The sequence below is a fragment of the Shewanella sp. GutCb genome (assembly GCF_002836135.1).
Classification (GTDB): Bacteria; Pseudomonadota; Gammaproteobacteria; order Enterobacterales; family Shewanellaceae; genus Shewanella.
The window spans coordinates 1-16,712 of the sequence record NZ_PJBL01000019.1 but is presented as its reverse complement, the minus strand read 5'-3'; the positions used below and the strand labels follow the sequence as shown (position 1 = coordinate 16,712).

Sequence of the window (16,712 nt, the reverse complement as noted above, 5' to 3'; positions counted from 1 at the left end):
GATATATAAGTCATTCAGTTAAAGGAAGTTTTCAATGCAAATTCGTAGTAAACAAAAAGGTTTTACACTTTTAGAAGTGATGGTCGTTATCGTTATTTTAGGTATCTTAGCCTCGATGGTCGTGCCTAACTTAATGGGTAACAAAGATAAAGCTGATCAACAAAAAGCGGTTTCAGACATTGTCGCGCTAGAAAATGCGTTAGATATGTATCGGTTAGACAACAGTATCTATCCAACGACAGAGCAGGGCTTAGAAGCGTTAGTGCAGAAGCCAACGATGTCGCCAGAGCCACGTAACTACCGCGAAGATGGTTATGTTAAGCGTTTACCACAAGATCCATGGCGCAATGATTACCTGCTTTTAAGCCCAGGTGAAAATGGTAAGTTAGATATCTTCAGTGTCGGGCCTGATGGCCAGGCTGGTACAGAAGATGATATCGGTAACTGGAACCTGCAGAACTTGCAATAAGATGACATTGTCACGAATTGTTCGAGCACGTCAAGCGGGCTTCACCTTAATGGAGGTGTTGCTCGTGGTGTTACTGATGGGATTAGCCGCTTCGGCTGTGACTTTAAGTATGGGCGGCGCAAGCCAAGAGAAAGCGCTCGAACGTCTGGCTGTGCAATTTATGATGTCAGCTGAGATGGTGTTAGATGAAACGGTACTTAGCGGTCAATTCATTGGTATTGTTGTTGAAAAAGACAGTTATGAATATGTCTATTACGACTACGACGACGGTAAATGGAAGCCCTTAGAACAAGACCGGCTGTTATCTGCAAGGCAAATGGAACCTGGATTTGAGTTACACCTTGTTCTAGATGGTTTGCCGCTAGTGCAAGAAGATGAAGAACAAGACAGCTGGTTCGATGAGCCTTTAATTGAGCCATCAGCGGACGACAAAAAGAAATATCCGGAACCGCAAATCCTGCTATTCCCGAGTGGTGAAATGAGTGCATTTGAACTGTCTTTCGTCACCCGAAATGAAATGAATAAAGAGATTGAAGTGGTTGTGTTTGGCGATGTGCTGGGTAGATTAAAATTGGACCATGAAGATGATATCTAGTTATTTTCCAGCATTTTCAAGCGCAAGCAACAGAGTGAGTGCTTATGTTTATTAAGCAACGCGGTATGACCTTACTCGAAGTGATCGTCGCGCTAGCGGTTTTTTCTATTGCCGCGGTATCGATTACCAAAAGCTTAGGCGAGCAGATGGCTAATATGCCGATATTGGAAGAGCGCACCATGGCACAGTGGGTCGCGCATAACCAAATGGTTGAAGCCCGCTTAGAGTCTAAGTTTCCTGATATTGGTCGTAAAGATGGCCAAGAGCGGTTAGCGAGCAAAGATTGGTACTGGCGCAAAGAGGTTGTTAAGACAACGGATGATAATTTTAGAATGATACGAATAACCATCAGCGACGATGAGCGCTTTGGTCGTGTCATTGCCGAGGTGAGCAGTTATGTCCTCAAGTCTGACTAAATCTAATCGTGGCTTTACGCTGCTTGAGATGTTGATCGCTATTTCGATTTTTGCTTTGTTAGGGCTGGCAGCCAATACGGTACTGCACACAGTGCTACAAAACGACACGGTTACGCGTGAGTTTGCTGGCAAGTTAAAAGCGATGCAACAAGGCTTTGGGATCATTGAGCGTGATCTAAACCAAATGGTGGCTCGCACGCCAAGGCTGCTTGACGGCGGTCGCGGTACCACGGTATTTCAAACCGGTGACAACATGCTCGACTCAGAATCTGAGTCGCTAGTGTTTTTCCGTTTGGGTTGGTTAAACCCTGATGGTCTATTGCCTCGAGGCAGCCTACAGTCGGTAGCCTACGTAGTGATAGAGGGACAGTTACAGCGTTGGTATTACCCTTATCCAGAGCCTGAAATTGGCGCTGAACCGATAAAAACGGTGATAATGGAAAAGGTTATTTCTGTTGAGTATGCTTTCTTTAGCGACGATAAGTGGGAACGAAAAACCGACGCTACCAAATTACCCAAGGCGATAGCCATGGAAATTGAATTTGAAGATTTAGGCAAAGTTCAGCGTAAGTTTCTATTGCCGTTAGGGGCCCCAGCGGGCAGTAACTCGAGCAATAATAACGGCGGTAATAACAATAACGACACAGAAAAAGACAAAGAAAAAGAAGACACGGGTAATGGTTCGGGCAATAACGGTAAAGGGACTTAACGATGCGGACTAAGCAGCGTGGAGTCGCACTCATTGTCGTATTATTGATTGTAGCAATAGTGGCAATAGTGGCGACCAAGATAACCTCTAGAAACCAGATATCCGTTAGGCGCACCATTAATTTGGCGCAATACGATCAAGCTTTTTGGTATGCCATCTCGGCTGAAGAGATCGCGAAGAAGGTCTTAAAACAAGATTTAGAAGACTCTGATACTGTGCATATGCAACAGTACTGGGCGCAAGCCGATGTGATTTTTCCAGCAGAGAATGGGGAGATCGCCGGTAAAATAAGTGATATGCAGTCATGTTTTAACCTGAATGCATTATCACAGACGACTAAGACAGTAGAAAATGGTCAGCCCAAATTACCTTTGCCCGCAGTGCAATTTAAAGGCTTATTAGTGGCATTGGGTATGGATGACTTTGCGGCCGAGCGCTTAGCGCAAACCTTAAAAGATTATATAGATGAGGATACGACTGCAGGGCCTTACGGTGCAGAAGATGCAGACTATGAGGCGCGTAATGTCCCTTATCGTGCAGCTAATACTTTGCTGAGCCATAAGAGTGAACTGCGTGCGGTGATGGGGTTTACCCAAGATATCTATCTGAAAATAGCGCCGTATGTGTGTGCAGTACCGGGCAATAGCACTATGGTGTTAAATGTTAATACGGTCCCTGTTGAGCAAGCGGCACTGATTGCTGGCATGCTCGATAATAAAATTTCGGTGGGTGAAGCTGAAAGCATCATTAACCAACGCCCAGGTGATGGCTACGAAAAAATAGACGAGTTTTGGGAAAACTCCTCTATCGCCGGCCTAGCCAGTGACGCACAGCTTAAATCAAGTTTTGGTGTGACCAGTAGCTATTTCCTACTGCAAGCGGGAGCCAAAGTTGATAACGCCGTCTTTAGGCTTGAAAGTGTGCTCAAAGGCGATAGCAAAACGCTAGAAGTGTTATCCCGGCAGTTTGGCGGACAAAAATAACAACAGTCCTTTAATGAGTTAAAGAGACTTGTGGAGACAGATCAGTGAGTGAAAGATTATTCATCCGTTTAGGGCAATCATTTGAGCAACCATGTTCGTGGATCGTTTGGTCTGAACAGGAGCAAGAAATTATAGGTTCTGGCGAACTGAGTGACGCCAGTGCGCTATCAACTCTGACTGAAAGAGCGGGTAACCGTGCGGTAGACGTTTTAGTCCCGGCCTCTAGCATTACATTGACCGCAGTGGACCTGCCAGAAAAGGGTCAGCGCCAAGCGATTAAAGCGCTACCTTTTATGCTGGAAGAAAATTTAGCTCAAGATGTTGATGAGCTTCATTTTGTGGTGGGCCCCCGCCAAGGTGACGCACTCAGTATTGCCGTTGTGGCACACGAACAGATGCAAAATTGGATTGAATGGCTAGCTGAAGCTGGGCTTAAAGCCAAGTGTATCGTCCCTGATTGTTTGGCACTGCCGCTGGCAGAGTGTGACTGGGCCGCTATTACTTTTGGGCAAGATATTCTGCTTAGAACAGGCGAAAGCAGTGGTGTTAGCCTTAATAAAGACTGGTTAGATGTGGCTTTACCACAATTGTTACCTGATAGCGCAAACACCACCACTGTCGCAGGCTATACCGAATTAACGTTGACGGGTGTTGATATTAAAGAGCAGCCACTCGACCTCCCTATGCTGGTTTTGGCTCGGGGTATACTGAATGCCCCAATGAATTTACTGTCAGGGGTTTATCAGCCTAAACGCGAATATGGTAAACATTTGAGTCTATGGCGCAATGCCGCCGTTGTATTTGCCGTGGTTGTGATATTGGCTCTGGTAAACAAAGGGCTCAACATTCATCAGATGAATGCCAAAGCTGATGCCGTAAAGCTACAAAGTGAACAGATCTATAAGCAAGTGGTTCTGGGCAGTTCTCGAGTCGTTAATTTACGGGCTCAAATGGAAAGCTATGTTCGCAAGATGCAGGGCGGCGGCAGTGGTAGTGAATTTTTTGCGATGCTAGAAGGTACAAAAGTCGCATTTGCTCAAGTCACGGATTTAAAACCCACCTCATTACGCTTCGACAGTAGTCGCAGCGAGATCCGCATGCAGGTTAAGGCCAAAAGCTACGATCAGATTGAAAAGTTTAAAGAGATAATCTCTCGCTCATATAAGCTCGATGGTGGCGCAATGAATAGCGGTGAATCAGAAGTCACTAGCACCTTAACCATCAGGAGCAAATAAGATGGATAACATTAAAGTATGGTGGGCTGGACTGGTTCTGCGTGAAAAGCAGATGGTCAGCGCTTGTGGTGTAGTGTTATTGATTGGTATTTTGTATTGGGGTATTTGGACTCCGATAGCTAATGCTGAAAATGAGGCGCAGCTCAATCTTGAAGGGCAACTTAGTACGCTAAATTATGTAAAGAAGACCGCTAACCGTATAGCGGGCTTGAAACAGACAAGCCAAGGTAGTGCTTTTAAAGGCAGCTTAAGTGCAGCAGTTAATCAAACCGCAGGTCGTTTTGGTTTGACCATTACCCGTATGCAGCCGCAAGGGAATAAAATCCAAGTATGGATGGATGAAGTTCCGTTCGAAACCTTGCTTAGCTACCTTTATGAGTTGGTTCAAAATCAAGGCTTGTCGTTAGAGAGCCTCGATTTGGCAGAATCTGATACGCCTGGTTTTGTAAATGTTCGCCGAATTCAGTTATCCAAGTAGGATGTTGTTGTGAAATTAGTTAAAAAAATAGCGCTCGGTTTTTTCATCTATTTGGTGTTCCTGCTGGTTTTGTTTCCTGCAAGTATGGCCGTTAAATTGGCCCCTATCCCAGCCAATATCGTTCTCAATGGTGTGTCGGGTACTATTTGGTCTGGCAGTATTGATATGCTTAGCGTGCAAAAACGTCAAGTTGAACAGGTGCAATGGGATTTAAGTATTGCTTCATTATTAACCGGAACGGTTAAGGCTGATATAAGTATCGGGACGCGTAGCAGTGCAGTTAATGGCAAAGGCGTTGTGGCTTATTCATTTGGCGGACTCGATGTCAGTGGTTTGCGTTTTGACGCACCAAGTGACTTCTTGCTTGGCAAGACTCGTTTACCGTTTAAGACCAAAATCAATGGTGATATTAGTGCGTTAGTGAATACTTTTGAACAAGGATTGCCTTGGTGTGAGCAGCTAGTCGGTAAGCTATTTTTAAATAAGGTACAAGTCACCAATCAGTTTGGTAATTACCCACTCGGTGACATTGCTTTAGGCTTAAGTTGTCTTGATGGCAACGTGCAATTAGCCACTGATGAAAAGCTAAACGGATTGGGTTTAGATGGCACCATCGTATTGGCCGACAATAAGATGATGCAGGTAAATGCCAAAATTCGTGAAGTGAATACTCAACCGGATGATTTGAAAAAAGCCCTGGGATTTTTAGGTAAAAAAGACAGCCAAGGCTATTACCCTATTACTTATCAAGGCCGATTGCCGATCTAGGCATTACTCACGGTCATTAAAAAAGGGCACTTTATAGTGCCCTTTTTAGATCGACAAGCTCGCTTTAAATCACGCTGTCGCTGGCGAGTAATTCGTCTAGCAGGTGACGATAATCTGCTATTGCAGGAAAATCGGTAAATGGTTTAACTGGCTTCTGACTATCGGGGTTGGCAACACCTAATTGATAGCCCACCCCTGCCAGTTTCGCAGCCGCTAGAATCGCTTCGTTATCATCAATGAATAAGCAGCGAGCTGGGTCTAAATTAAAGCGCTGAAAAAGTTGCTGCCAGAATAACGGATGCTCTTTTGGGTAGCCGGTTTCATGGCTAGAGATCATTTCATCGAGCCCAAGTGCTAAGTCCGTATGCTGCAGTTTTAGGGCTAGGCCTTTCGGGTGTGCATTTGTTACCAGAATACGGCGCTTATCTGCTTGCTTTAACGCATATAAAAACGGCAAGCTGTCTTGGCGTAGCTGGATCTTATCCACGAGCGTTTTATGTAAGGTCATTATATCTAACCCCATCTGCCGTTCCCAATAGTCTAAGCAGTACCAATCGAGGGTACCCTCTACATTTTGGTAACTCGTCTCAACCCACTCCATTGCTGTTTTCTCTGTGATATTACGTTGTTCACTGAGCGCTTTGGGGATTAAATTTAGCCAAAAATGGTTATCGAAATGAAGGTCGAGCAGAGTGCCATCCATATCGAGTAGAACGGTATCAATTTTGCGCCATGGGAACATAGTTTGCTGATCCTCAAAAATTCAGGTTGTAGATTGCAGGTAGAATAGTAAGATTGTAACTGATCTCGTAAATTTATCTGCATCAACACTGGGATGTGTATGACTAACAAGAACGTTAAACCGGAAATATTGCATGCTGAAGTCGTCGCCAAGAGTCGATTATTTCAAATTGAACAAGTGCATTTAAGGTTTTCGAATCAAGTTGAACGCCAATATGAGCGGATGAAAGGCAATAACCGTGGTGCGGTAATGGTTGTGCCAGTACTTGATCAAAAACAGCTACTGTTAGGTCGAGAGTACGCGGCGGGCACGCACAGTTACGAGCTCGGTTTTCCGAAAGGACTGATTGATCCGGGTGAGAACGCTGCAGAGGCTGCCAACCGAGAATTACAGGAAGAGATTGGTTTTGGCTCGAAAAAACTGACTCATTTGATGGAATTAAGCTTAGCACCAGGATATTTTGCGAGTAAAATGCAGATATTTCTGGCTGAAGAGCTTTACCAGAGTGAGCTGGAAGGGGATGAACCAGAGCCGATAGAGTTGGTCAAATGGCCACTTGATCAGTGGCTGAGTTTATTACAAGAGCAGGATTTCTCAGAGTCACGTAGTGTAAGTGCTTTATTTTTAGCGCAAAAGCATCTACAACTTAAGTAGTTCAACAAATATATTCGGGTAGTGAGGCTGTTGGAGTCGTTATGAAGCCAGAGAGTTACATCGATCAAGTCATTGAAATCGCCACAGTGGCGGGTAAAAGAATTCGCGATATTTACCAAAAAGGTGATTATGATCGCGAGATAAAGTCAGATAACACCCCTGTTACCTCGGCTGATATCGCAGCGCATAATATTATTACCAAAGCGTTGAATGAGTTAACCCCCGATATTCCAGTATTATCGGAAGAAGCTGCTGATATCCCTTTCGCACAGCGCAGTGACTGGCAACGGTATTGGTTAGTCGACCCACTGGATGGTACTGGCGAATTTATCGCAGGTAGTGGTGACTTCTCGGTCATCATCGCATTGGTCGAGCATAATCGTCCTATCGTAGGTGTTGTTTATGTGCCGATGACTGAGGTGTGTTATTACGCGATCGCCGGATTAGGCGCTTATAAGCGTGTAAAAGGTAATGATCTACGCATCAGTAGCCGTCAGATTGGCAAAGATGATAATAGCCCGTTGCGATTGGCGGTCAGTCGGCGTCAAGATCCACAATCGGTGATAAAGCTGTTTAATCAGAATAAGCACTGTGAACTCGTCGTTCTCGGGGGAGCTGCATTGAAAAGCTGTTTAGTGGCTGAAGGTCGCGCCGATAGCTATGTGCGCATAGGCCCCACTGGAGAGTGGGACACTGGCGCCGCGCAGATTATTGTCGAAGAGGCAGGCGGGCAGATTATGGATCTTGCACTGCAACCACTGAGCTATAATGAGCGTGAAAGTTTAGAGAACCCAAATTTCATTGTCGTTGGTTCGCCGAATTTAGCCTGGGACGAGATCCTCACAGCTGAGAGCTAAGTCCTCAGCAGATTGAAGCCATCACAGTGTGATGGCTTTTTTATGGGACTTATTTTGTCATTGTCGTGTAGTTGTAGATCTCGTCAGCCATTTCAAAAGGAAAATCATGTTATTTAGTCGCCGCTTTTTGCCCTACTTCATTACCCAGTGCTTAGGGGCATTAAATGACAATGTATTTAAAAACGTGCTTTTACTGATGGTGAGTTACTCGCAAATTGAGGCTTTACCGATAGATGTGCATCTGTTTGTAAACCTTGCCGCAGGTTTGTTTATACTGCCGTTTTTATTGTTTTCCGCCCATGCTGGCCAAATTGCAGATAGTATTGATAAAGCGATACTGATCCGTCGCCTTAAGGTTGTCGAATTTTTGATTATGTCGGCGGCAGTGTTCGCCATACTCTCCCATAGCTATCTTATTATGTTGCTCTTGCTGTTTTTAATGGGAACGCAGTCTGCATACTTTGGTCCTGTTAAATACTCACTACTGCCACGCGTGCTTAAAGAGAATGAACTAGTATCGGGCAATGCTTGGGTAGAGATGGGCACGTTTTTAGCCATCTTAATCGGCACACTATCCGCAGGGCTGATTGTAGCGAGTGACAATGCCACTTATTGGGCGGCTGGCAGTGTCTTGATACTGGCGATGATCGGCTTACTCGCCAGTTGTATGATCCCCAGTGTCCCGACACCTAATCGGATAAAGCCTCAATTTTCGATTATTTCTGCTACGGTTGCGAGTATTCGTAAGGTCCGAAAAACTAAGGATATCTGGTTAGCCATCTTGGCGATTAGTTGGTTTTGGTTTGTGGGTGCAACCTATTTAACCCAGATCCCTAACTTTGCACGGATCACGCTCAATGCCGACCCAACAGTAGTCTCTTTGTTATTGCTACTGTTTTCAGTAGGAATTGGTATTGGCTCTTTTGTTTGTGAACGCTTGTCTTTCAAACAGGTCGAGTTGGGTGTCGCACCGATCGGACTTATGCTACTCGGCGGCTTTGGCATTGATTTGTATGCTGCATTGCCTGTGGTTTTAGCGTCAGAGCCTGTATTTGATATCCGTTCCTTTATCGCTGATGCTAGTCATTATCGCCTCATGTTTGATCTATTCATGATAGGGGTCGGTGGCGGTCTGTTTATCGTGCCGCTATATACCTTTATTCAAGCTCGCGCAGATGAAAGTGAGTGTGCGCAAGCTATCGCCAGTAATAACATCATGAATGCGCTCTTTATGGTGACATCGGCTATTTTCGCCATGTTGGTGCTAAATGGATTGCAGTGGAATATAGAGCAACTGTTTTTACTGCTCGCTTGCGGCAACGTATTGGTGCTTTTACTGCTATTCGTTTTTTGGCCTGAGCTTGTCGTGAGCGCCATGAGTTATGTGGTGCGTAGAGTGCTGAATAGAGTGACGGTGTCTAATAAGACCAAATTGGCTCCCTTACTGCAGGATAAATCGATGCCGCTAATTGTCGAGTTAACCCCGCTTAACTGGCGTACATTGCTGGTTCTTTACGGTATGTTTAATCGACCAGTGTATTTCGTTACAGATCCACTAAAGGCTGCACAAAGAGGTTTGCTGGCATATATCATTAATAAGCGACAATGGCATGGTGTTACGCTATCGCAATCAGCCCCTGTGTTGGTCTGTATCGCTGGCGCTCAAGCTCAGCCAGTAATTGCCAACGCTAAATTACTCAAGTGCCGTATAGAGCAAAGACAAGCGAGTGGGTTCAGAGGGCAAGTTGAGGTAGGATTTTCGATATGAAAAAGTCGGCTACCTCATGCTTGACGAGATAACCGTTTGACGCGTTTTAATGGTTAAATAGCATCTAACCATTGGTGGACTTCAGCGTGGTTGCCTTTAAATAGTATACGCTCCGCTTTTTTATCAATTTGATATTGATACATAGGGTCGTAATACTTGCTTAGCAGGAGTTCAATCCATTCAAGATGCGCTGTCGTGTCGCCACGGCTTTGTTGAATGTTAAGTGCGTTAGTGATGATGGCTTGGAATTCGTCATGCTGTTTTCCGCCAAGACGCTTCTTGATACCGGTGATACTTAACGCAAGGTATTCCGCGAATGCATTATATCCCGCTTCTTCACCTAAACGTTCAATATAGCCGCTATGCATTTTATGCACATACTCATTGAGCAAGCGTGTCAGTCTGGCTTCTAGGGGCTCTTCTAGCACGACGATATTAGCGGCTTGCATCCCGTTATAAAAAGGTTTTGGTAATGCTGAGCGGCCAATGAGAAAGCTTTCATCTTCAAGTAGTAAGTGTTTGGCGTCGCTGTCTTGATGTTTTAGCAGTGCCACAGCGAGTGCGTTTTCAAAGTTAATCTGCGTGGGTTGAGGTTCATGGTAACGGCCAAAGCTTGAACCACGATGATGCGCAATACCTTCTAGATCGACCGCATCATTGCGGGCTAATAAAAAGTCAGTCTTGCCGCTGCCGGTGATCCCACTTAGGATCAGCATTGGCTTTTGGCTTGGTGCATTATCGATAGTTTCAATCAGAAATTGGCGCATCGCTTTGTAGCCCCCTTCAATAAAGGGGACGTCGATGCCAGCCTCTTTTAACCATTGCTGGGTTAATTGAGAGCGTAAGCCGCCACGAAAGCAGTACAAATAAGCATTAGGATTTTCGGTGAAAAAACGCAGCCAAGTATCAACTCTTTGCTGTTTAATCTCTCCGCCCACAAGTGAGTGCCCAAGTGCTATAGCTGCTTCTTGGCCTTTCGCCTTGTAACAGGTGCCGACAAGCTTGCGCTCTTCATCTTCCATTAGTGGATGATTAGTGCTGCCAAGAAAGGCACCTTTGTCAAATTCAACAGGTGCTCGCACATCCATTATAGGGTGATCACTGACGAGTATTCGTCTGTACTCAGTTGCGCTCACAATGTTGAGTGGCATTAGATAAGCTCCACTGTCGTCGCGGCTTTCTCGACGAGTTGGCCGATACAGATAGGTGCTACACCGTTATCGGTAAGCAATTTTTGTAGCGTAGCTTCACCTTCAACCGACACAGATATCAGTAAACCACCACTTGTTTGGGGATCGCAAATAATCGCTTTCTGCTCGTCCGTTAATGGAGGTAACTGCTCTGCATAACTGTCGAAGTTTCTGTGAGTTCCTCCAGGAATGCAGCCCATTTCTAAATAGTGCCGTGCGTTGGGGAGCAAGGGTAACAAGCTAATATCAATTTTTGCCCCTAGATCTGCGCCATGGCACATTTCTAAAAGATGTCCTGCTAAGCCAAATCCAGTGACATCTGTCAGTGCATTTACCTGTGGGATCTTTGCGATATCAGGGCCTAATATGTTGAGTTGGCACATCGCCTCTGCTGCAGTATTAAGATCCGCATCAGCGAGCTTTTTCTGTTTTTGCGCAGTGGTTAAAATACCGATACCGAGTGGTTTAGTCAGATAAAGTTTGTCACCAACTTTTGCAGTACTGTTCTGTTTTAGCTCTTCAAGTGGAATTTGTCCGGTTACGGCCAAACCAAAAATAGGCTCAGGTGAATCGATACTGTGGCCACCTGCAAGCATAATGCCCGCATCTGCACAGGCTTGTCTGCCACCATCAACCACTTGTTGCGCCACTTCAGCGGGTAATTTATTGACTGGCCAGCCCAAAATAGCGATTGCCATCATAGGTGTACCGCCCATCGCATAGATGTCGCTTATTGCATTGGTCGCGGCGATGCGTCCGAATGTAAATGGATCATCAACAATCGGCATAAAGAAGTCGGTGGTGCTGATAATACCAGTGGTATCGTTCAGTTTGTAAACCGCGGCATCATCTCGCGTTTGGTTGCCAACAAGCAACTTAGGGTCGTGAAATACTGGCAGTTGAGTTGCGAGTATAGTGCCAAGCACTTTAGGAGAAATTTTGCAGCCGCAACCAGCGCCGTGGCTGTATTCGGTAAGTTTGATTTGTTGATCTGACATGAGCTTAAAACGCCCTAAAAGAAGCTAATTAGCCGATCATCATAGACCCATCACCTTATGACTTCAATGAAGTCATAAGGTAAGTTGATGCTTAAGGGGGATCTTGCAGATAAGCATAATAAAAAGCCACTCTATTGAGTGGCGTTAATTATGTTAGCTGAAACTGGCCGTCAGACTGTGCCAACTTTTCTGCTGTTGTTTGAATTGAAGTTTTAATTCTTTGACTCGCGTCATAAGGTCTCTATCTGCAAGTTGTTTACGCTTGGCTTCGAGTAATATTTTTTTAGCATCGTAATATTCAACTAAATGCGCTTTCAATGTTTCATATTCAGCTTGCAGCTTTTCGACTATTTCGTCGCTATTGGGTAGATGGGCCACTTTATTTTGAGTGCGTTTTAACTGCATCTGTAAGCGAGCGCTCTCAATACGCTCTTGTGGCACCACACGGCGACTATGAGTCAGGCCAACGAGTGCTAAGCCATCAATTAGCCACTTGGTTGGGTCATACTGCCACCAGTGAATACCGTTGCGATAGTCGTTTTCAAAAATATGATGGTAGTTATGATAACCCTCGCCGTAGGTTAATAAGGCGATGAAACCGTTATCACGCGCGGTATTTTTATCGGTATACGGCTGTGACCCCCAAATATGGGCAAGAGAATTGATAAAGAAAGTACAGTGATGCACAACCACTAAGCGCAGCAGGCCTGCGAGTAGTAACATGCCGAGGATGTCGCCATTTAACCAACCGAGTAAAATTGGCAGGCCAAAATTCATAATAATCAATAAGGGTAGGTAGTATTTATGCTGCCACATCACAATTTTATCATTCTGTAGGTCACGCACATTCTTGTAATCGTGGTAACGCTGAGATTGATACTCACGTAGCATCCAGCCTATATGGCTATACCAAAATCCCATTTTAGCGGAATAGGGGTCTTTGTCGTTGTTATCGACATGCTTATGGTGAACTCGATGATCAGATGACCAATGCAATGCGCTATTTTGTAGCGCTAAAGCACCACCAAGAGCATATAAGAAACGCACTGAAGCATGTGCTTTGTAAGTGCGGTGAGACCAGAGTCTATGGTATCCACCAGTGATCGATAAGCCACTAGCAAAGGCCAGTACGACAAAGGCAACCCATTCAATGGCTTCAAAGCCGTGGGCAATACCGTACCAAGGAACAAATAACACAGCGGAGGCAAATGTGATGGTAAATAGACTCACATTCATCCAAAGAATAGGAGGTTTTTTCATTATTTTTAATAATCTCTAGTTGAGCGTACAGCTGTACGCTAATTTAACTTGGATAAGAACTTGGGTCAAGTTTGTTGATGCTGCGTTTTGTGTAAAAAAGCGTTATTATTCGAAATATAATTTTTGTGAGTAGGTGCAACATGGGCATAAGAGCACAACAAAAAGAGAAGACGCGTCGGGCGCTGGTCGATGCAGCGTTTAATCAGTTGAGTGCTGAGCGTAGCTTTTCTAGCCTAAGTTTGCGCGAAGTTGCGCGTGAGGCCAATATTGCTCCAACCTCATTCTATCGTCATTTCAAAGATATGAATGAGCTGGGCTTGACCATGGTTGATGAAGGTGGACTGACACTACGGCAAATGATGCGTAAAGGGCGTCAACGTGCTGAGGCGGGTGGGAGTGTCATTCGAATCTCAGTTGAAACTTTCATGGAAGTGATGGAGTCGAATCCAAACGTGTTCCGTATTCTATTGCACGAACGATCTGGCACCTCAGCTCCCTTTAGAGCAGCAGTAGCACGTGAGATAGAGCATTTTATCTCTGAACTTGCACATTATACGGAAGCTACAGCTCATAGATCGCCAGACTTAGCTCATGCACAGGCAGAAGCTTTGGTTACCTTGGTGTTTAATGCCGGCGCCGCCGCATTGGATATGAAACGTACTGATCGTAAGGTATTAGCTGACCGCTTAGTGATTCAGTTGCATATGATTGCTAAAGGTGCAGATGCTTTACAAAGTAAAAGAGATCATAAGTAGCTAACTCAATAACAAAAACGGCATCCCTTTGGATGCCGTTTTTGTTTAATAAAGGGTGAGGTTACTTTTTCTCAAGAAAAACACCAGACTCCATATGGTCGGTGTAAGGGAATTGATCAAATAACGCAAATCGAGTGATCTTATGCGTTTTACTTAACTCTTTGAGATTGTCTAATAGTGTATTGGGATTACATGAGATGTAAATGATACGCTCATAGCCTTGGACTAATTTAACCGTGTTGTCATCGAGCCCAGCACGAGGTGGGTCAACGAAAATGGTATTACAGTTGTAGCCGTCGAGATCGATACCTTCTAAACGTCGATAGCTGCGCTTTTTAGCCATCGCATCGGTAAAGTCTTCAGCAGACATGCGAATGATCTGCAAATTATCTACTTGGTTAATTTTAATATTGTATTGAGCTGACTCAACCGATGGTTTAGCCAATTCTGTTGCTAATACTCGTTCAAAATTTTGTGCCAGCGCGATAGAAAAGTTGCCGTTACCGCAATAAAGCTCGAGCAGATCACCGGTACTGTTCTTAGTGACATCAATTGCCCACTCAAGCATCTTGACGGATACTTTGCCGTTTGGCTGCGTAAAGCTGTTTTCAATTTGATGATATTGCAGCTGTTCGCCTGCCACGTTAAGTGATTCGATGACGAAGTCTTTGTCAAAGACAAGCTTTTGCTTGCGCGCACGACCAATTAAGTTGACGTTAAACTGGCTACTGAGTGTTTGCTTTAAAATTTTAGCTTGCTCTTCCCATTCGCTATCGAGTTGCTTGTGATACAGCAGCGATACTAAAATCTCACCACTTAACGTCGATAGAAAGTCAATTTGGAATAAGCGATGACGCAAGATAGTGTTTGGCTTTAATAGTGCAACCAAAGCAGGCATCATTTTATTGATAAGTTCACTTGCTGGCAGGAACTGATCGCAACGTACTTTACTATCAAGTGCTTTATCGAACATATAGTAGTAGAGGTCTTCACCTTCATGCCACATTCTAAATTCAGCACGCATGCGATAATGAGCAGGCTCAGAGCCAAACGATTCAAGTTCTGGAGTATCAAAATCGGTAAATAGCTGCTTTAGCTTGACGCGCTTTGCTTCGAGTTGCACATCATAGGTTGAAGGGTCCATTGCTGCTAAATTCATATTTTGATCACCGTGAGCATTAAATTAGGGGCGGAATATTATACTAGATAGCTGGGATGTCCAGTTTCCCCTCCTTATTAGACCTAGCTTGTAGGAAAATTTTAACGCAAAATAGTCAATTCTGCTGGGAGTTTCCGAACCACGCAGCTGTATGAACGGATTTACATAATAGTGGAGCACGCATTTGTCTGGACCTATTCTCATTTTTGACTCAGGAATTGGTGGTTTATCGATTCTGGATGAGATCAGAACACTGATACCTGACAAGGACTGTTGTTACTTATTTGATAATGCGCGTCTACCTTATGGTGAGTTAGCGGAGTTAGCACTGATCACCGGCTGCGTTTCACTTATCTGCGAACATGCTAAGCGGATTAATGCCGCTATAGTAGTGGTTGCATGCAACTCAGCCAGTACCCTAGTGCTTCCTATACTAAGAAAGCGGCTATCGATTCCGATTGTTGGCGTGGTACCAGCAATTAAACCTGCAGCAAAAATATCAACACAGCGACATATTGGGCTGCTTGCCACTCCAGGTACGATTAAACGGCCTTATACAAAGGAGCTGATTGATGCATTTGCTGAAGATTGTCGAGTCGAGCTATTTGGTTCATCTGAACTGGTTATGTTGGCTGAAGCAAAACTAGCAGGAACCGCTATCGATATGGCCAAGCTTACTTTGCTGCTCACGCCTATCCGAGAATCGGCACTCGATACCTTGGTGCTAGGTTGTACCCACTTTCCAATACTGGCAGCTGAGATACGGCAAGTACTAGGCAATCACATCACTTTGCTTGATTCGGGTAAAGCGGTAGCGGATCGGGTTGCTTATTTACTAGGAAACGATGCGGCGGTGATATCAGATGACAAAAGACGTGTAAATTACAGTGCGGTGTATACGACGGATGATATTGCAGTAGGGTTGAGAGAAAGGTTAGTTGAAGAGGGGTTCACTAAAATAGAACCACACTCCTCAACACACCTTAGCTAGGCTATGCCTGGCTTTCTGCTTTATCAGCATCTGAATCTTGAGACTTAGCCTCACGAACCTTCAATGTTCTTTCTTGAAAATCATATTCGTTTAACTTAGACATTGCTTTCTTTGCGCCAGCTTCAGACATCTCGATAAATCCGAAGCCTTTACGACGACCTGTTTTACGATCTCGTACTAAGCGGACAGAATTGACCGGACCATACTCACCGAATAAAGCTTTCACTTCACCTTCATGAACACGGTATGGCAGGTTACCTACATATAAGGTCATAGTAGGACCAGTGTAAGGTTCGTTACTGGCAACAGCAGACGTTCCTGATTTAGATTGAATAGAAAAGATAACGCTTGCGATGATCGCGCCAGTAAAGAAAGCAATGGCAGCGTTTAGATCTGGAGCGATCTGAAAAATAGCTAATGCACCAATAATGGCAACGGCTAAAACGATAAAGAATGACTTCTGCATATATATAATCTCTGAAGTGTAAATGAATGGATCGATAACTAACTGTTAATAACTTGCTTATGGTAATGAATTATTAGCCAATACACTAGTGTGTTGCTGAAAAAATGAACTTTATCTACATTCTCTTCCTTTATAGGCAGATTTATCGTCGTAAAAAGCGCGATAAATGTGCACAAATAGACATCTTGGCGAAAAGTTAGGCAAGCGGACATTTTCTTG

At 44.5% G+C, this 16,712-nt stretch carries 19 protein-coding genes; 13 read left to right on the top strand and 6 right to left on the bottom strand.

The genetic code is table 11. The features are described from left to right. Positions 1–34 precede the first annotated feature (34 nt). Genes gspG through CXF86_RS11230 form a run of 8 tightly spaced genes read left to right on the top strand, consistent with a single transcriptional unit; the run spans position 35 to position 5,653 of the window. The gene (gene gspG / locus CXF86_RS11265; RefSeq protein ID WP_101091928.1) at positions 35–469 is read left to right on the top strand and encodes a type II secretion system major pseudopilin GspG; all 435 of its coding nucleotides are present in this window, start codon (positions 35–37) and stop codon (positions 467–469) included. After that, positions 432–1,064: a type II secretion system minor pseudopilin GspH gene (gene gspH, locus CXF86_RS11260; protein WP_101091927.1), complete on the top strand. Its 633-nt coding sequence runs from the start codon at positions 432–434 to the stop codon at positions 1,062–1,064. The genes gspG and gspH overlap by 38 nt, the downstream gene beginning before the upstream one ends. 44 nt (positions 1,065–1,108) lie before the next feature. After that, entirely contained in the window at positions 1,109–1,480 is a 372-nt protein-coding gene (gene gspI / locus CXF86_RS11255) for a type II secretion system minor pseudopilin GspI (protein WP_101091926.1), read from the top strand. Further along, the gene (gene gspJ / locus CXF86_RS11250; RefSeq protein WP_101091925.1) at positions 1,461–2,189 is read left to right on the top strand and encodes a type II secretion system minor pseudopilin GspJ; all 729 of its coding nucleotides are present in this window, start codon (positions 1,461–1,463) and stop codon (positions 2,187–2,189) included. The genes gspI and gspJ overlap by 20 nt, the downstream gene beginning before the upstream one ends. A gap of 2 nt (positions 2,190–2,191) precedes the next feature. Next, entirely contained in the window at positions 2,192–3,172 is a 981-nt protein-coding gene (gene gspK, locus CXF86_RS11245; RefSeq protein WP_101091924.1) for a type II secretion system minor pseudopilin GspK, read from the top strand. 44 nt (positions 3,173–3,216) lie between these two features. Beyond that, the gene (gspL, locus tag CXF86_RS11240; protein ID WP_102039018.1) at positions 3,217–4,407 is read left to right on the top strand and encodes a type II secretion system protein GspL; all 1,191 of its coding nucleotides are present in this window, start codon (positions 3,217–3,219) and stop codon (positions 4,405–4,407) included. 1 nt (position 4,408) lies between these two features. Next, the gene (locus CXF86_RS11235) at positions 4,409–4,885 is read left to right on the top strand and encodes a type II secretion system protein M (RefSeq protein WP_102039017.1); all 477 of its coding nucleotides are present in this window, start codon (positions 4,409–4,411) and stop codon (positions 4,883–4,885) included. Positions 4,886–4,894: 9 nt separating this feature from the next. Next, complete coding sequence (locus CXF86_RS11230; protein WP_101091921.1) at positions 4,895–5,653, top strand: type II secretion system protein N; 759 nt, start codon at positions 4,895–4,897, stop codon at positions 5,651–5,653. A gap of 64 nt (positions 5,654–5,717) precedes the next feature. On the opposite strand, the gene yrfG is transcribed toward CXF86_RS11230, so the two are convergent. Beyond that, positions 5,718–6,395 carry a GMP/IMP nucleotidase gene (gene yrfG, locus CXF86_RS11225; protein WP_102039016.1) on the bottom strand — a complete coding sequence of 226 codons (678 nt, stop codon included), beginning with the start codon at positions 6,393–6,395 and terminating at the stop codon, positions 5,718–5,720. A gap of 99 nt (positions 6,396–6,494) precedes the next feature. On the opposite strand from yrfG, the gene nudE reads away from it, so the two are divergent. From nudE to CXF86_RS11210, 3 genes are all read left to right on the top strand, one after another. Then, entirely contained in the window at positions 6,495–7,049 is a 555-nt protein-coding gene (gene nudE, locus CXF86_RS11220) for an ADP compounds hydrolase NudE (RefSeq protein WP_101091919.1), read from the top strand. 41 nt (positions 7,050–7,090) lie between these two features. Next, entirely contained in the window at positions 7,091–7,906 is an 816-nt protein-coding gene (gene cysQ / locus CXF86_RS11215) for a 3'(2'),5'-bisphosphate nucleotidase CysQ (RefSeq protein ID WP_102039015.1), read from the top strand. A gap of 106 nt (positions 7,907–8,012) precedes the next feature. Further along, complete coding sequence (locus CXF86_RS11210) at positions 8,013–9,674, top strand: MFS transporter (protein WP_102039014.1); 1,662 nt, start codon at positions 8,013–8,015, stop codon at positions 9,672–9,674. Between the two features lie 53 nt (positions 9,675–9,727). Here the strand turns inward: CXF86_RS11210 and mnmH are convergent, their stop codons facing one another. The 3 genes from mnmH to CXF86_RS11195 form a co-directional block, all read right to left on the bottom strand. Further along, positions 9,728–10,825 carry a tRNA 2-selenouridine(34) synthase MnmH gene (mnmH, locus tag CXF86_RS11205; RefSeq protein ID WP_101091916.1) on the bottom strand — a complete coding sequence of 366 codons (1,098 nt, stop codon included), beginning with the start codon at positions 10,823–10,825 and terminating at the stop codon, positions 9,728–9,730. Then, entirely contained in the window at positions 10,825–11,862 is a 1,038-nt protein-coding gene (gene selD / locus CXF86_RS11200) for a selenide, water dikinase SelD (protein ID WP_101091915.1), read from the bottom strand. Before selD ends, mnmH begins: the two co-directional genes overlap by 1 nt. 153 nt (positions 11,863–12,015) lie before the next feature. After that, a complete protein-coding gene (locus CXF86_RS11195) occupies positions 12,016–13,122 on the bottom strand; it encodes an acyl-CoA desaturase (protein ID WP_101091914.1) in 1,107 nt (368 codons plus the stop codon). Positions 13,123–13,262: 140 nt separating this feature from the next. Here CXF86_RS11195 and fabR point away from each other — a divergent pair, with 140 nt between their 5' ends. After that, on the top strand, positions 13,263–13,877 hold the full coding sequence (fabR, locus tag CXF86_RS11190) for an HTH-type transcriptional repressor FabR (RefSeq protein ID WP_101091913.1): 615 nt from the start codon (positions 13,263–13,265) through the stop codon (positions 13,875–13,877). Positions 13,878–13,938: 61 nt separating this feature from the next. On the opposite strand, the gene trmA is transcribed toward fabR, so the two are convergent. Continuing rightward, positions 13,939–15,036 (bottom strand): tRNA (uridine(54)-C5)-methyltransferase TrmA, encoded by a 1,098-nt coding sequence (trmA, locus tag CXF86_RS11185; protein ID WP_101091912.1) that lies wholly within the window; start codon positions 15,034–15,036, stop codon positions 13,939–13,941. Positions 15,037–15,220: 184 nt separating this feature from the next. Here trmA and murI point away from each other — a divergent pair, with 184 nt between their 5' ends. Beyond that, complete coding sequence (gene murI, locus CXF86_RS11180) at positions 15,221–16,027, top strand: glutamate racemase (protein ID WP_101091911.1); 807 nt, start codon at positions 15,221–15,223, stop codon at positions 16,025–16,027. Between the two features lies 1 nt (position 16,028). On the opposite strand, the gene CXF86_RS11175 is transcribed toward murI, so the two are convergent. Continuing rightward, positions 16,029–16,493 (bottom strand): RNA recognition motif domain-containing protein, encoded by a 465-nt coding sequence (locus CXF86_RS11175; protein ID WP_101091910.1) that lies wholly within the window; start codon positions 16,491–16,493, stop codon positions 16,029–16,031. Positions 16,494–16,712 lie beyond the last annotated feature (219 nt).

Excerpts from the sequence above, each read along its gene's own strand:
- gspG (WP_101091928.1), top strand. The coding sequence starts at position 35 with ATGCAAATTCGTAGTAAACAAAAAGGTTTTACACTTTTAGAAGTGATG.
- gspH (WP_101091927.1), top strand. The coding sequence starts at position 432 with ATGATATCGGTAACTGGAACCTGCAGAACTTGCAATAAGATGACATTG.
- gspI (WP_101091926.1), top strand. The coding sequence starts at position 1,109 with ATGTTTATTAAGCAACGCGGTATGACCTTACTCGAAGTGATCGTCGCG.
- gspJ (WP_101091925.1), top strand. The coding sequence starts at position 1,461 with ATGTCCTCAAGTCTGACTAAATCTAATCGTGGCTTTACGCTGCTTGAG.
- gspK (WP_101091924.1), top strand. The coding sequence starts at position 2,192 with ATGCGGACTAAGCAGCGTGGAGTCGCACTCATTGTCGTATTATTGATT.
- CXF86_RS11235 (WP_102039017.1), top strand. The coding sequence starts at position 4,409 with ATGGATAACATTAAAGTATGGTGGGCTGGACTGGTTCTGCGTGAAAAG.
- yrfG (WP_102039016.1), bottom strand. The coding sequence starts at position 6,395 with ATGTTCCCATGGCGCAAAATTGATACCGTTCTACTCGATATGGATGGC.
- nudE (WP_101091919.1), top strand. The coding sequence starts at position 6,495 with ATGACTAACAAGAACGTTAAACCGGAAATATTGCATGCTGAAGTCGTC.
- cysQ (WP_102039015.1), top strand. The coding sequence starts at position 7,091 with ATGAAGCCAGAGAGTTACATCGATCAAGTCATTGAAATCGCCACAGTG.
- CXF86_RS11210 (WP_102039014.1), top strand. The coding sequence starts at position 8,013 with ATGTTATTTAGTCGCCGCTTTTTGCCCTACTTCATTACCCAGTGCTTA.
- mnmH (WP_101091916.1), bottom strand. The coding sequence starts at position 10,825 with ATGCCACTCAACATTGTGAGCGCAACTGAGTACAGACGAATACTCGTC.
- selD (WP_101091915.1), bottom strand. The coding sequence starts at position 11,862 with ATGTCAGATCAACAAATCAAACTTACCGAATACAGCCACGGCGCTGGT.
- CXF86_RS11195 (WP_101091914.1), bottom strand. The coding sequence starts at position 13,122 with ATGAAAAAACCTCCTATTCTTTGGATGAATGTGAGTCTATTTACCATC.
- fabR (WP_101091913.1), top strand. The coding sequence starts at position 13,263 with ATGGGCATAAGAGCACAACAAAAAGAGAAGACGCGTCGGGCGCTGGTC.
- trmA (WP_101091912.1), bottom strand. The coding sequence starts at position 15,036 with ATGAATTTAGCAGCAATGGACCCTTCAACCTATGATGTGCAACTCGAA.
- CXF86_RS11175 (WP_101091910.1), bottom strand. The coding sequence starts at position 16,493 with ATGCAGAAGTCATTCTTTATCGTTTTAGCCGTTGCCATTATTGGTGCA.